Genomic DNA, 14,194 nt, shown 5'->3' with positions numbered 1-14,194 from the left:
GGGCCAATAGGCGGCCCGAACCCTAATTGATCCGTCTAAAGAAACAGTCTGCCGCGGCGGAATTAAGGCAAAAGTTCGCTTAAAAATTGAACCGTCGCTCGGTCGGCAGGGGCTGTTTCCCCTTATTTTATGCGGCTTGATGACGGTTTGTGTGACGGGCCAGCGCGATTTCAGATTCGAGATCGCGTTTCAATTGGATCACCAAGCTTAGCGCATCAAGCGCCGCAGAATCGTTTTTCTCGATCTGCATCAGCTGGACCAGTTCAGTGGCATCCAAGGCCCGCGTGCGGGACTTTTCGAGCACAGGATCATCAGCGATAGACAGATCTTCGAGATAGTCAGACAACCACATGATATTGTCCGCAGACGCGTTCATCAGGTGATCGGACGACAGGTTATCATTTGCGGCCATGTCTTGTGTCAGCGCACGCCCCTGCTTTGTCAGGTAAGCGATTGCTTCATCGTAGGCGGCGCATGTTTCGGGTGTCGCACGGGGAATGATCACCGTCGTGCGCGCCTTTGGCATAAAGCCAGGACGTGCCTTCTTCGGCGCAGGATCGGCCGCAGGTGCTGTTTCGACAGGCGCTTGTGGCGCGGGTGCCGGGGCTGCCTGCGGTTTTTGCGTAGGGCGCGATGGTTCGATGGCCACAAGTTTGGATTTGACCCGTGGGCGTGGTGCAGACTTAGCTGCCGCTTCGACCATATCGACAGGCTTGGCTGTCTTCATTTCAACGACATTCACAGGCTTTGAAGGCGTGATGACGGGTTCTTGCGCCACGGGTGTTTGTGCGACTGGTTCGGCGATTTTTGCGACTGGCGCATCTTTGTATTGCGCGACCATTGCGCCGGCTTCGTCAACAGCGCCTTGCAACCGCGCATCGACCTGTTTCAAGATCGAAGAAATCAGCGTCAATGCACCACTTTTTTGCATCATTGCTTTGTCGACGCTGCCGTCAGGTTGGCGCGCAGCAATAGCGCTTGGCGTCGCGATAGGCATGATTTTGTTGAACTGATAGGCGTGATTCTGACGGATGCTACCCAACAGATGATCCAATTCACCACGGGCCAAGGCCTGATCAGCGTGGGTCAGCAGCAAGTATGCGTTGTCTTTGATGGCATCGGGCATTGTGTCCCACAACGCCTGTTCAGACCGGTCAAAATTGTCGGTGCACCACAGCGCCAGATCGGTTCGTTTTGCTGCCCAATGCATTGCACGTTGTTGGTCCTGCAATACGGCAGGCGCCACAACTTCAAGCACATTGATCCGGCCGAGTGCTGCCAACGGCAAAGCCACTTCGACGAACATAGGTGCAGCTGCCGCGATCTGAAATGGATCAGCTTTATCCAGGGTTTCGCGGCGCCCATCGCTGAGCGTCATGACGGCTGACGGGTTTTCGCCATGGACATATTGCGTTGTCGGCAAGCTAATCCCGTCGGGGATAACCGCGTCGTTCAGCAATAAGTTGACCAAGGTGGATTTACCGGCACCGGGTAAGCCCAAAAGAGTGACCCGTACGGGCTGTCGCAGACGCTTGAGCAATGCGTTCGCAGCGTCAGCCACGTCAGCAGGAATTTTCCCAGACACCAGCGCGTCGTTAAGCGCGAGGTGAACTTGATCGGCGGCAGCCCGTACAGACATATTACTTTACTCCGGATACCAGTTTCAGTGCTGGTTCTTCATCAGATGCAGCGGATGCAGCATTTTTCTTAGCTTCGGCCACCTCATCCAGATGGACGACACGGGTCACGGACGCAGATGTGGTATCAACGATGTCGGTCGGTTTCACCCGAACGGCGCGATCCATCGGCTTGTTGTGGTTCAGCTTGATCACGGCAAAAGACACGTTGTCCTGATCCACATCACCCAGCTTTTCGATAGCCTCCAACAGATGCCCTGCAATTTCGGCGCTTTTACGGCGACGATACTTGTGCAGGATCTTTTGGATCACCGGTTCATCAAGATACTGAAGCCCATCCGAAGACACGACCACGATATCGCCAATCTCAAGACCAAACGGATCGTTCGGGCAATCAGACTTCGCGACGCGTTCGCCTAAGATCACCGACGTCAGACAGTTCCGATCAGGGTGGTTCTTGGCAACTTCCGGGTCCAAAAGGCCCGATTGCACCATGAAATCAATCTGCGGAGCCATTGAATGATCTTCGTTCAACTGGCGCAGTTTACCACCGCGCAACAGATACAACGGGCTGTCACCAATCGACATCCAGAACATCCGGTTTTCCACCATGACGAGCGAAACCAAAGTCGCACCCATACCGCGGGTTTGCGGGTTGTCTTGGACATGGTCGCGGACACATGCGTTCGCGCCAGCTGCCGCAGAGGTCATCATCGACGGGATGTCTTTTTCGAATTCGTGAAAGTTCGCAGATTGGAACTTCAGTTCGCTAAAGACTTCTGTGACGACGATCTTTGACGCCACATCACCAGCCGCATGGCCACCCATACCGTCAGCAAGGACGACAACACCGCTATCAGATCCAAACGGAAAGTCGGTGACAATCGCGTCTTCCTGATAGTCACGGCCGCCTTGGCACAACGCAGAGGCTACGTCGTAACGGGGTTCAGGCGATCGCCACATCGTCGGACTCCTCGTTGTCGGTGGTGCCTTCAGCTGCCCAGTTAAAGTCTGGGGAACAAAGCGGCACAAAGCGCAAAGTCGTCTCACCGATCCGGATCATATCACCGTCTTTCAGAGCTTCATTGCTGATCACTGGTTGGTCATTCAAGCGTACGATGTTGCTTTTGCCACCGTGACCCAACAGGAACGTGTGGTTTTCAGCATCATAGACAATCGCGGCATGGTTTGTGCGCGACACGGCGTTATCGCCGAAATCAAGCTGGATGGCTTGGTCTTCGCCACGTCCAATCTGGGACATACCGGATTCCAGCGAGAAACATTCGCCACGGCCTGGGCCGGACACAACAATCGCCCAACCAACTGGGAACTTTGCCCGTTTGGTAGGTGCTGCTGCCGGTGTGCTGTCAAACAGATCAACAACGCCAGAGCTGCTTTCGAAACCGATCAGGCGTGTCTTCGTGCGGCGTGCACGGGACGGGGCCTTTGCAGGTGCCGGAGCACTTGGGCGAATTTCTTCGAGCGACGCGACCGGTGGCAAGTCTTCTTCATCATCCCAGATGTTCACCTTAGGAGATTTATCGCCAACTTTTTCGTTCACATTGTCGATCAACGCATTGGTGTTGACCTGATCAAGCGTTGCGTCAGCGCGTGTCGCGACATCCGCAAAGTTTTCGATTGGTGCATCGGCCGGCTTGGCGTCGGAACGCTTGCGACTAAAAAGATCACTTAGAAATTTCATGGGTTATACCTCTTTTTTCCTTAGGGCACAGGCCGATTTCATTGCGCATTGCCAGCGTAATCGAGCGATGCAATCCACATCGTTCCGTCACGGTTGACAGCAAAGCTAAACAGCGATTTGCCGTCAGCAAGTTCACGATCCATGATCGTTTTCATTGATGTGCGATCATCCACAAGTTCGGATGTCAGCATGTATGCGATCAGTTGATCGCCGACCTTCAGGTCGCTTTTCGCGCTTGCCGGTGCATCAGTCACAGTTGTGACCCACGCATCGTCGATGCGACGTGTTTCAAAGCTGATCCCATTCAAAAGTGCTGTCTTTTGGATGATAGGAAGGGTCCAGTTTTGTTCAGTTTGATTGCCGGTTTCCGCATCTTTGATGCCGAAGCTGACCTGCAATTCAGTCTGATCTTCTAGTTCGATCGCGCTTTTCAGCGTATCGCCAATACCGTCGATGTTCGCGATTGCGCGGCCATTCACGGTATCAATTTCGACGCCTTCATTCACCCAAAGCGGGGCGACAGGGCCAACGTTGCCGATGACACGGGACGATGACGACGCTGCCGCAAACGGCAATTCAACGGTCCAGTTGGACAGAACGAACGAATTGTCTGCCGGTGGCTGGTTGACGATCTCGCGGCCCGGCGCGAACGCTGGGATTGCCTCTGACAACGCCAATGAAACAGATGTGAAACCTGAGGCGGTCTCGGGGAAGACGAAATCAGCTGTATTAGCGAAACCGGATGCGTTCGGACCTTCCGCCAGAATGGCTGCAAAGGCAGTCGCGGGCATTTCAGGTGCGCCGGTGATCCCGGCAAGCGCGATCAATTCGTTAGAATCCATCGGCGGTGTTGGAGTGTCCAGCGTCGCGGCGGCCAATGCTGCAGCTTCAGCTTTGCGCGCAGCTTCCGCAGCTTCCACAGCTGCAACACGTGCGGCTTCTTCGGCTGCTGCCTGAGCTGCGTCAGCTTCAGCTTGTGCAATGGCACGTGCTTCTGCTTCGGCGGCGTCCTGTGCTTCTTGCGCAGCACGTGCTTCGGCCAATTGGCGCGCTTCTTCAGCCGCTGCGGCTTGTGCTTCTGCGACAGCTTGTGCTTCGGCTGCTACGGCGGCGCGTGCTGCGGCTTCAGCTTGGGCTGCTTCGCGGATTGCCAATGCCGTGGCGCGTTCTTCGGCGAGCGCGATACGGCGTGCTTCGTTTTCAGCGGCGAGCGCTTCAAATTCGGCGGCCTTAGCGGCGCGTTCTTCTTCGGCGGCACGTTCCAGTGCAGCCAATTCGGCTTCGACTTGAGCTTGGGCTTCAAGAACAGTGGTGTCTGTTGCCTGCGCAGGTTCGACTGCGGCACTTTCTTCGATCGCATCTTGTGTCGCCGCTTCAACTAGCGCCAAAGCTTCTGCCATGGCGTCTGGTGTTTCAGCTACAGTTGCGGATGCGTCGGCCTCGACGACCTCTGCCGCGTCAAAAGCACCGGTTGAGAATGCGACGCCAACGCCGACAACAGCAATTGCTGCGGCTGATGCCATCAACATTGCTACTTTGGACTTGCCTTGTGATGACGGCGCTGTCGCTGCGACTGCTGATGCAACCGTTGCTTTGCTGCCTTGGGCAGTTGGCAAATGCTTGCCTGCAATCATGTCCAACCATTCCTGTGCGGACTGAACGCGGTTCTTTGGTAGGACTTCAAGCGCCTTATCAATAGCTGACAAGAAATTGGAATCGTAGCCCGGTATCGCGCCATTCAGCGGAACGTATGGATCGCTGTCACCGGATGCGATTGCAGCCAACCGTGCTTGTGAATTCGGCGGAACCTCACCTTTGATGAAGTGATAGAAGCTGGCGCCAAGTGCATACAAATCGGATGACGCGTTCTGGTCTGATCCGGCGATGTAGAATTCTTGCGGCGAATAACCGTCTTTCACAACGCTGAGTGCAGATAGCACACGGCTTTGCTTGGTGGCTTCTTCACGTGCTGCACCAAAGTCGATCAGAACCGGACGACCTGATGGTTCGATCAGGATGTTGTCTGGTGAAATATCGCGGTGCAGAATGTCTTGGCTGTGAATGAAGCCAACCGCGCCCAGCACGTCAATCAACATCGACTTGATGGTTTCCGGTGCCATGACCGCATCTGGATCATCTAGCGTATCCAGCATGTCGCGACCCTCAACAAAGTCGAGCGCCATGTAAGCGGTGTCGTTATCTTCAAAGACTTGGTGAACGCCCACGATGTTTGGATGGTTCAGTTTGGCAAGGCTCTTCGCCTCTTGCACAAACAAGCGCACCATCGAATTCAGTTCTTTCTGGTGGGCACGGGACCGTGCCTGCACAATCGACCGGCTGCGGCGGCAGAAAGATCCAGGGAAACATTCCTTGATCACGATCTTCCGATCAAGACTATCTCTGGCCAAGTACGTGATGCCAAAGCCGCCTGCATTCAGGAAGCTTTCGATCGTATACTGGCCGTGCATCAACTGCGTGCCCGGCTTCAGCTCGTCAACGAAATCCTCGTCGGTGCCGATTTCTGCTGCGTTCTCGTTGCCCATATCACATCCAGCTTTCAAACAAATAAATTGACGGGGGGATCCGTCTGACTTGGGATCGAGATTTGTCATTCAAATTAGGCTAAAAGGTGACGCGACTTTGTTGTTTCAGGGCCATTAATCATCTTTTCGGACGTTGATTGGAGTCAATCCGAGAACAATGGGGGTAAGTTTTCCGGAAACAATCACTAGCGGGCGGACCTATTTTGCACCAAACTTTACCTGCAATATAGGGGGTTTGGATGCCAAGCACTGCACAAGCGACAGCCTTAAACCACGTTGAACAATCAGCTGAAGACCTTTCAAAGGCATGCCAAACCATTTTCAACTTCGGTGAAACCGCATGGCGGGAATACGAATCTGCCGCGTGGTACGTCAAACGGCTGCGCGAAGAAGGATTCGCAGTTGAAGAAGGTAGCGCGGGGATGCCAACGGCATTCTGTGCAGATTGGTCGAATGGCGATGGTCCAATCATTGGGATGTATGCCGAATACGATGCTGTGCCTGGCAATTGTCAGGCGGCGACGACAGATCGTGCTCCACGTGATGGTCTCGGTTACCAAGCAGGCGGGCATACTGATCCGCATTCCGGTCTTGGGATCGCAGGGCTTGGCGGATTATTGGCGACCAAGGCCGCAATGGAAAAGCATGGGATCAAGGGAGGGCTGCGGTTTACCGGTGAACCTGCCGAAAAGGTGCGCGGGTCGAAACCAATCCACGCCGCTGCCGGATACTATGACGGGCTTGCTGCGATCCTATCGTTTCATCCGTTCTATATGCTGCCGATGTGTAACACGGTGCGGTGGGATACCCACTGTGGTGCCGCCTATTCCATGGTCTACCGCTTCCTTTGCGATGCGCCCGAAAAATGGGGCACGACCGACACACCGATCCCGCAAAGCCATTCGGCGGTTCGGGCGCCCGGTGCGAATGATGCGTTGAATATGATGTACCTCGCGTCGAAATCCCTACGCGACAACATGCTGCCGCATCAAGGTGGCTGGTCGATTTCCGAAGCCATCCTGACCGCAGGGCAAGCCACGGCTGATAACCTGCCAGCCGGACTGGCCGAGATACAATACATGATGCGCACGCCCGACATTGCGATGGCGGAGCAGATCACAGCTGTGCTGGACCGAAACGCGCAGGCCGCAGCGGATATGACTGGGTGCCGCTGGGAAAAACACTGGGTCTGCAAATCCCGACCCGGATTGGCGAACCACGCGATCGCGCGCACCGTTTGGGAAACGATGGTCGAAGTAGGACCACCGATTTGGGATGATGGGGCTAAGGCCATCGCACGTGAAATGCAAAAGAACCTAGGCTTAGCGCCAATGGAGGACCCGTTCATTCCAGAGATGTCGCGCCTGATTGATCCGGAAGCGGCAGAAGCGATTTTGCGACATGACCTACCGCCGTCGCAGACAAATTCAACATCTGACGACTATACAGACATGACGTGGCACGCACCGACAGCACGGTTCTATGTGGCGCGCCCTGCGTTGGCGGCTGCGTCCGGCGTGACTTACCCGTCGTGAGTGATGAATGCGCTTGGGGGTATCCCTGCAACGATTGACCCAATGGTACAGGCGGCGGCGAAAGTTCTCGCGATGTCTGCTGTTCGGCTGCTTGAAGACGAAGACGCGCGTGACGCCGCAATGGCTGAATTTCAATCGCGCACGGCAAAGGACCCGATCCCGCCTTTGTGTGACTACGATCCGCCGATCCATTTCCGTTGGCCGGAATATGTGACGACGGCGCGTGGGCGCGACTGGTGGATTCCCAAAGACATGGATGGTGCATGACATGACGAACGAATTTTCTTTGCAACGACGTAACGGGCAAGGTGGCACGCCGCTATTGGACACATGGGGCTTTGCCAATGAAACGGATCGGCTGACGGATGTCTTGCTGGGGTCGCCCGCGCAACTACGGCACCTGTCCACCAGTTCGTTGTCTCGTCATCATCTTCGCGAAAATCCGTGCAACGTTCAGGTTGCCCAAGCCCAGCATGCGGAATTGGTCAGCGCATACGAGCATTTCGATGTCACTATACATATGCATGACCCGCAACCTGAATTGCCAATGCAGGTCTACGCGCGCGATAGTTCGGTCATGACACCCTACGGCGCGGTGATCACGGCAATGTCCCAATGGTGGCGGCGCGGCGAAAATTATGCAGCGATCCGTACGTATGAACAGCTCGGCATCCCAATTTACGACATGGTCACGGCTGGCACTTTTGAGGGCGGCGATTTCAACGTCATCGAAGAAGGTTGTGTGCTGATCGGTTGTGGTGGTGCGCGGACCCAAGAAGAAGGGGCGCGTCAGGTTCAAGCGTGGTTCGACGCTGAAGGCTGGGAGACCCGGCTTGCCTTTATCGATGAATATTATGTGCATATCGACCTGATGGTTGTGCCGATTGCGGAAAAGCTGACAGCAGTATGTCTGGATTGCACGGAACCTGCGATTGTGGATTGGTTGAAAGCCAAGGGCCACGAAATCATCGACGTCCCGTTCCGCGATACCATGGCGCTGGGCTGCAATTTCATGTCGCTCGGCGGGGATCGCGTCATTGCGCCGACGTCTTCGCAGACGTTGATTGATCAACTGCGCGCGCGTGGTTTTGATGTTGCAGCGATTGATATGTCCGAGATCAGCAAAACTGGCGGTGGCATTCATTGTATGGCGCAGGCACTGAAACGGGTTGCGTGACTTGCTCGGGCGACAACCTTCGGCAATGGTGGTGTCATGACAGATGACACCCCGCAGATGACCGCCCTGATGGCCGCGATTGAAGATCGCCGCGACGACCTGATCCAGTTGACTGGGGATTTGATCCGTATCCCGACGCTGAACCCGCCGGGCGAGAATTATCAGGCGATCTGCGACTTCCTTGGCGAGCGTTTGAAAACATCGGGGTTCGAGATCCAGATGATCCGCGCCCATGGCACGCCCGGCGATAGCGAACGCTACCCCCGCTGGAACGTAATTGCGCGACGGGACGGCAAACATGAGGGCGATTGCGTGCATTTCAATTCGCATACGGATGTGGTCGAGGTCGGCAAAGGCTGGACTGTTGATCCCTTTGGTGGCGAATTGATCGACGGCAAAATCTACGGGCGGGGGGCCTGCGACATGAAGGGCGGGTTGGCTGCGTCGATCATTGCAGCAGAGGCGTTCATCGCGACTTACCCCGATTTTCACGGCGCGATTGAGATTTCCGGCACGGCTGACGAGGAATCCGGCGGCTATGGTGGTGTTGCTTATCTGGCGGAGAAGGGCTTCTTTGCGCCCGAACGGGTCCAGCACGTGATCATCCCCGAACCGTTGAACAAGGACCGCGTGTGTCTTGGGCATCGCGGCGGCTGGTGGGCCGAGATTGAGACGTTTGGCGAGATCGCCCATGGCTCTATGCCGTTCCTTGGCGATTGCGCTGTCCGCCATATGGGCGCGGTCTTGGACAAGTTTGAGAGCGACCTTTACCCCGCCATGGCCCTGCGCCGCACGGATATGCCCGTGGTGCCAGAGGGGGCCCGCCAATCGACGATGAACATCAACTCAATTCACGGCGGGATGGCCGAACAATCGGATGATTTCACCGGATTACCAGCTCATTGCGTACCGGATTCCTGTCGTGTGGTGATTGATCGACGGTTCTTGGTTGAGGAGCCGCTAGAGGACGTGCGGGGAGAGGTTGAGGCGTTGCTGGAAGGCTTGAAAGCCGACCGACCCAAGTTCGACTATGCGTTGACGGAATTGAACAGCGTCCTGCCGTCCATGACAGATCGGGACGCGCCCGTGGCCGCGACCGTAGCGGCAGAAATCGCGCATGTGTTGGGGAAAGAGGCGGAATTCGTGGCCTCACCCGGGACCTACGATCAAAAACACATCGACCGGATCGGGAAGCTGAAAAACTGCGTGGCCTACGGGCCGGGGATTCTAGAGCTGGCGCATAAGCCAGACGAATATGTGGGGGTCGATGATATGATCGACAGCGCGAAGGTGATGGCGCGGACGTTGGTGCGGTTGTTGGTGGACGAAAAAATGAACACGTCCTTCTCAAATAGTCACGGTGAATAGTATGGCGTCATTCGATCCCAGAAAAGCTGTCGCTGAAGCGTCTCGGACGAGATGGTACGATTTCCTTTTTCCTCGCCCCTTTCCCCCATTTAAGGACCAATCGTCACTTGACAGTGCAAATTGGTATGCCGCAATTTACTCTAGAGAAATACGTAACTTACAGCTCGGCAGAGCATTTTGGGCATGGATAGCGCTCATAGCTGTAGTAGTAGCGATTTGGGGATGGATGACGTAGAGTTCCCGAAAACGATGCATAGACTTCGGCGATTGAGTCAAACCGCAATATTATCAATCAACCGCACTCCAGCCAGCCAAGCTGCTGCGAACAACCGCGCCCCCTCAACTGGTTGATCCAGTAACCCAAGGTCCGTTCCGTCCCGCAGGTCGAGGTATTCCACCTCGTTGAACCCTGCGTTCACGATCTTCGCCTTTGCGTCTTCCAGCAGGTCCGACATCCGCCCACCAGCCAGCAAGGTCTCGCGCAATTCCTCCATCACTTCCGCCAATGCAGGCGCTTTCACACGTGCGCGATCCGAGATCAGCAGGTTGCGCGATGACATCGCCAGCCCGTCTTCTTCGCGGATCGTGGGGCAACCCACGACGTCGATTGGAATGTCCAAATCCATTGCCATGCGTCGCACGATTTGCAGTTGTTGGTAGTCTTTTTCGCCGAAAAACGCTTTGTCAGCGGAGGTCTGCAAGAACAGCTTGGACACCACCGTCGCCACACCATCGAAATGCCCGGGCCGGTGTGCGCCGCAGAGCATATCGGTCAGCCCGTTCACTGACACGTTCGTCGCAAAACCGTCAGGATACATCTGCGGCCCATCGGGATTGTAGATCAGGTCAACGCCGATGGATTCCAGTTTCTTTGCGTCTTCCTGTTCGGTGCGTGGGTAGTTTTTCAGATCGTCGGGGTTGTTGAACTGTTTGGGGTTCACAAAGATCGTGACGATCACGCGGTCGCAGGTTTCGCGGGCCGCCCGTGCGAGCGACAGATGCCCTTGATGCAGTGCGCCCATCGTCGGGACCACACCAATCGTTTCGCCAGCCTTGCGCCAGATCGCGGTCTGCGTGCGAAGACCCGCGAGCGTCTGTTCAATCGGGGCGATCATTTGCTTGGCGCTTTGTCAGAGAACACATGTTCAGCGGCAGGGAATGTCCGCGCGCGAACTTCCTCTGCGTAGGCTGCAATCGCGGCTTCGCCGTCGTCTGCAAGATGGGCGTAGCGTTTCACGAACTTGGCTTTGAACGCTGTGAACAGGCCGAGCATGTCGTCCACGACGAGGATTTGACCGTCACAACCCGCACTCGCGCCGATCCCAATGGTGGGGATGTCGACCTGCGCCGTGACCTCATCGGCGAGCGTTTCCGGCACCTTTTCAAGCACGACGGCGAAAGCGCCTGCTTCGGCCACAGCAATGGCGTCGGCCATCAGCGCGTCACCCGCGTCACCGCGACCTTGCACCTTATAGCCGCCCAGCGTGTTGATCGACTGCGGCGTCAAGCCGATATGGGCCATGACGGGAATGCCGCGCTTGACCAAAAATGCGATCGTCGGGGCCATTTCAACGCCGCCTTCCAGCTTCACCGCACCTGCGTTTGTTTCGGACATAAGACGTGCGGCGTTGCGGAAAGCTTGCTGCGGGCTTTCTTCATAAGACCCGAACGGCATGTCGATCACCATCATCGCGCTGGTCAATCCGCGCGACACCGCTTGTCCGTGCATCACCATCATATCCATCGTCACGCCAAGCGTGGATGGCAATCCGTGCAGCACCATCCCGACACTATCGCCGACCAGAACAAAGTCGCAATGCGCGTCCATCATCTGGGCCATCGGTGTCGTGTACGCGGTCAGACTGACCAGTGGAGTCCCACCTTTCGCCGCCCGAATATCATCAGGCATTGGGGCGCGTTTTTTGGCTGTGGCGCTCATATTGGCAGTCCTTGGTTAGCACATGTTGACGGGCCCAATAACAGTCACTCAGTTTGGTTTCTAGCCATTGGACTTGATTTGACCCAAGGTTGCGTCAACAGTGATGGGAACCAGAGGGGGTTCATCATGAAACGTTTCCAAACATTCATCGCGTCATCCTTTGTTGCGATCTGCGCGACCGGCGCATTGGCCAATGACAGTGTGACCATCGCCGTCCAGTTAGAACCGCCTAATCTTGACCCAACCGGTGGCGCAGCACAGGCGATTGATACGGTGGTCTATCATAACGTGTTTGAAGGTCTGACGCGGTTCGAGGCGGACGGCGCTGTGGTGCCAAGTCTTGCGCAAAGCTGGGATATTTCCGACGACGGTTTGGTCTACACGTTCAGCCTTGTACCCGACGTGATATTCCATGACGGCACGGCGATGGACGCGGATGATGTGGTGTTTTCGCTGGATCGTGCGCGGGCCGAGGATAGCACCAATGCGCAAAAGGCGTTGTTTGCCGGTATCGCAAGCGTCGAGGCGGTTGACCCTTTGACGGTGAAGGTCACCCTGTCCCAGCCAAACGGATCGTTCCTGTTTAACATGGCATGGGGCGATGCGGTAATTGTGTCAGAGGACAGTATTGCAGATATCGCGACGAACCCGATTGGTACGGGTGCTTATAAGTTCGGTGATTGGGCGCAAGGGGACCGGATCGAATTGGTGCGCAATGACGCCTACTGGGGCGATGCACCTGCGATTGAAACCGCGACATTCCGGTTCATTAGCGATCCAACGGCGGCTTTTGCGGCTGTGATGGCCGAAGATGTGGACGCCTTTGCCGGTTTTCCCGCGCCTGAAAACCTGCCGCAGTTCGACGCTGATCCACGTTTCACGGTGCTGCGCGGAAATACCGAAGGTGAGACGATCCTGTCCACCAACAACAAGATGCCGCCGTTTGACGATGTACGGGTACGCCAAGCTGTCGCCCATGCGATTGACCGCCAAGCGATCATTGACGGGGCGATGTTTGGGGTTGGAACGCCGATTGGGACACACTTCGCGCCGCATAACCCCGATTATGTCGATTTGACCGCGAATTCGAGCTATGATCCTGAAAAAGCGAAAGCGTTGTTGGCCGAGGCAGGCTTTGCTGACGGGTTTACGACGACGCTGAAGCTGCCGCCGCCATCCTACGCGCGGCGCGGCGGAGAGATTATCGCGGCTCAACTGCGCCAAGTCGGGATCGAAACCGAGATCAGCAATCTGGAATGGGCGCAATGGCTGGAAGAAGTGTTCAAGGGCAAGGACTTTGGCCTGTCGATCGTCAGCCATACGGAACCGATGGATATCGGGATTTATGCGAACCCCGACTATTACTTCCAATATGACAATCCCGACTTTCAGGCGCTGATGATGGACCTGACTGGAACTGCTGATCCAGCCGCGCGGTCGGATCTGTTGGCCCAAGCGCAGACGATAATCTCGGAAGATTATGTGAATGGCTACTTGTTTGAGCTCGCGTGGACCTCTGTCGTGAAGGCCGACTTGCAGGGTATGTGGGAAAACCAGCCGACGGCGTCAGTTGATCTGACAGCGCTTAGCTGGGCGGAATAATTGCAAAAGCCTCCGGCGATCAGCCGGAGGCATTCGACTTAGGCGGCTGCATGCATATTCTGATACACGCCCGTGATCGACAGCGCGGCCTTTGCCGCCTCGCGGCCTTTGACCTTGAAATGGTCGCGGTAGACCGCGGTGTGGTGCGCCGTTTCCTGAAAATGATGGGGCGTCAGGCTGACGGACAGGATCGGCGTGTCGGTTTGCAGACCAACGTCCATCAGCCCCTTAACCACAGCATCGGCGACAAATTCATGCCGGTATATACCGCCATCAACGACCAGCGCGGCACAGGCGATTGCGTCGTACTGCGGGGCAAGTCGTTTGGCGAGCAACGGCATTTCAAACGCGCCGGGCACGTCGAATACATCAACGGTTGGGATCAATTCCTGAAAACCTACAAGCGCATGATCAACGATATCAGCGTGCCAGTTGGCTTTGATGAATGCAAAACGGGGTGGTGTCATTTGTGATCTCCTTTTGTAACAATCGACACGTCACCCAAGGCATCACACGTCCACACTTGTCCCAAGGGACATGCGTGACCGCGTTCTCTTTCATCCAGACTATCACTGTCGGCTCAGGCATCGCACCTGATCTGCTTGACCCTTTCGCGGACGAAAGGCGCTCGCGGGCTCGTGTTGCCACATACCGCCGGTGGGGAGTTACACCCCGCCCTGAGAACGATCCG

12 protein-coding genes and 1 riboswitch are annotated in these 14,194 nt (G+C 56.0%); of the genes, 5 read left to right on the top strand and 7 right to left on the bottom strand.

The genetic code is table 11. From position 1 onward, the window contains the following. Positions 1 to 127 precede the first annotated feature (127 nt). Genes MWU61_RS09020 through MWU61_RS09005 form a run of 4 tightly spaced genes read right to left on the bottom strand, consistent with a single transcriptional unit; the run spans position 128 to position 5,882 of the window. Positions 128 to 1,639 carry a hypothetical protein gene (locus MWU61_RS09020; RefSeq protein WP_247127988.1) on the bottom strand — a complete coding sequence of 504 codons (1,512 nt, stop codon included), beginning with the start codon at positions 1,637 to 1,639 and terminating at the stop codon, positions 128 to 130. A gap of 1 nt (position 1,640) precedes the next feature. After that, on the bottom strand, positions 1,641 to 2,600 hold the full coding sequence (locus MWU61_RS09015; protein ID WP_247127987.1) for a protein phosphatase 2C domain-containing protein: 960 nt from the start codon (positions 2,598 to 2,600) through the stop codon (positions 1,641 to 1,643). Continuing rightward, complete coding sequence (locus MWU61_RS09010; protein WP_247127986.1) at positions 2,584 to 3,339, bottom strand: FHA domain-containing protein; 756 nt, start codon at positions 3,337 to 3,339, stop codon at positions 2,584 to 2,586. Before MWU61_RS09010 ends, MWU61_RS09015 begins: the two co-directional genes overlap by 17 nt. Before the next feature lie 38 nt (positions 3,340 to 3,377). Continuing rightward, positions 3,378 to 5,882, bottom strand: a complete 2,505-nt coding sequence (locus MWU61_RS09005) for a serine/threonine-protein kinase (protein ID WP_247127985.1) — start codon at positions 5,880 to 5,882, stop codon at positions 3,378 to 3,380. A gap of 239 nt (positions 5,883 to 6,121) precedes the next feature. Here MWU61_RS09005 and MWU61_RS09000 point away from each other — a divergent pair, with 239 nt between their 5' ends. From MWU61_RS09000 to MWU61_RS08985, 4 genes are read left to right on the top strand one after another with little or no spacing between them, the layout of a single operon-like run. After that, a complete protein-coding gene (locus MWU61_RS09000) occupies positions 6,122 to 7,417 on the top strand; it encodes an amidohydrolase (RefSeq protein WP_247127983.1) in 1,296 nt (431 codons plus the stop codon). Between the two features lie 42 nt (positions 7,418 to 7,459). After that, a complete protein-coding gene (locus MWU61_RS08995) occupies positions 7,460 to 7,684 on the top strand; it encodes a hypothetical protein (protein ID WP_247127982.1) in 225 nt (74 codons plus the stop codon). 1 nt (position 7,685) lies between these two features. Next, positions 7,686 to 8,594, top strand: a complete 909-nt coding sequence (locus MWU61_RS08990) for a dimethylarginine dimethylaminohydrolase family protein (protein ID WP_247127980.1) — start codon at positions 7,686 to 7,688, stop codon at positions 8,592 to 8,594. 36 nt (positions 8,595 to 8,630) lie between these two features. Continuing rightward, on the top strand, positions 8,631 to 9,962 hold the full coding sequence (locus tag MWU61_RS08985; protein ID WP_247127978.1) for an acetylornithine deacetylase/succinyl-diaminopimelate desuccinylase family protein: 1,332 nt from the start codon (positions 8,631 to 8,633) through the stop codon (positions 9,960 to 9,962). A 272-nt stretch (positions 9,963 to 10,234) separates the two neighbouring features. Here MWU61_RS08985 and panC read toward each other — a convergent pair whose 3' ends face one another. Together panC and panB are read right to left on the bottom strand one after the other, a co-directional pair. Beyond that, entirely contained in the window at positions 10,235 to 11,077 is an 843-nt protein-coding gene (panC, locus tag MWU61_RS08980; protein WP_247127977.1) for a pantoate--beta-alanine ligase, read from the bottom strand. Beyond that, the gene (gene panB / locus MWU61_RS08975) at positions 11,074 to 11,901 is read right to left on the bottom strand and encodes a 3-methyl-2-oxobutanoate hydroxymethyltransferase (RefSeq protein ID WP_247127976.1); all 828 of its coding nucleotides are present in this window, start codon (positions 11,899 to 11,901) and stop codon (positions 11,074 to 11,076) included. Before panB ends, panC begins: the two co-directional genes overlap by 4 nt. A 126-nt stretch (positions 11,902 to 12,027) precedes the next feature. On the opposite strand from panB, the gene MWU61_RS08970 reads away from it, so the two are divergent. Then, complete coding sequence (locus tag MWU61_RS08970; protein ID WP_247127975.1) at positions 12,028 to 13,503, top strand: ABC transporter substrate-binding protein; 1,476 nt, start codon at positions 12,028 to 12,030, stop codon at positions 13,501 to 13,503. A gap of 38 nt (positions 13,504 to 13,541) precedes the next feature. On the opposite strand, the gene MWU61_RS08965 is transcribed toward MWU61_RS08970, so the two are convergent. Continuing rightward, positions 13,542 to 13,970 (bottom strand): 6,7-dimethyl-8-ribityllumazine synthase, encoded by a 429-nt coding sequence (locus MWU61_RS08965; protein ID WP_247127974.1) that lies wholly within the window; start codon positions 13,968 to 13,970, stop codon positions 13,542 to 13,544. A 78-nt stretch (positions 13,971 to 14,048) separates the two neighbouring features. After that, positions 14,049 to 14,192, bottom strand: a riboswitch (FMN riboswitch). Positions 14,193 to 14,194: the final 2 nt, after the last annotated feature.

Origin of the sequence: Loktanella sp. F6476L, from assembly GCF_023015725.1 — a bacterium.
In the GTDB taxonomy this organism is placed as follows: domain Bacteria; phylum Pseudomonadota; class Alphaproteobacteria; order Rhodobacterales; family Rhodobacteraceae; genus Yoonia.
The sequence above is the reverse complement of the archived record's forward strand: the minus strand, read 5'-3'. Positions and strand labels throughout refer to the sequence as shown.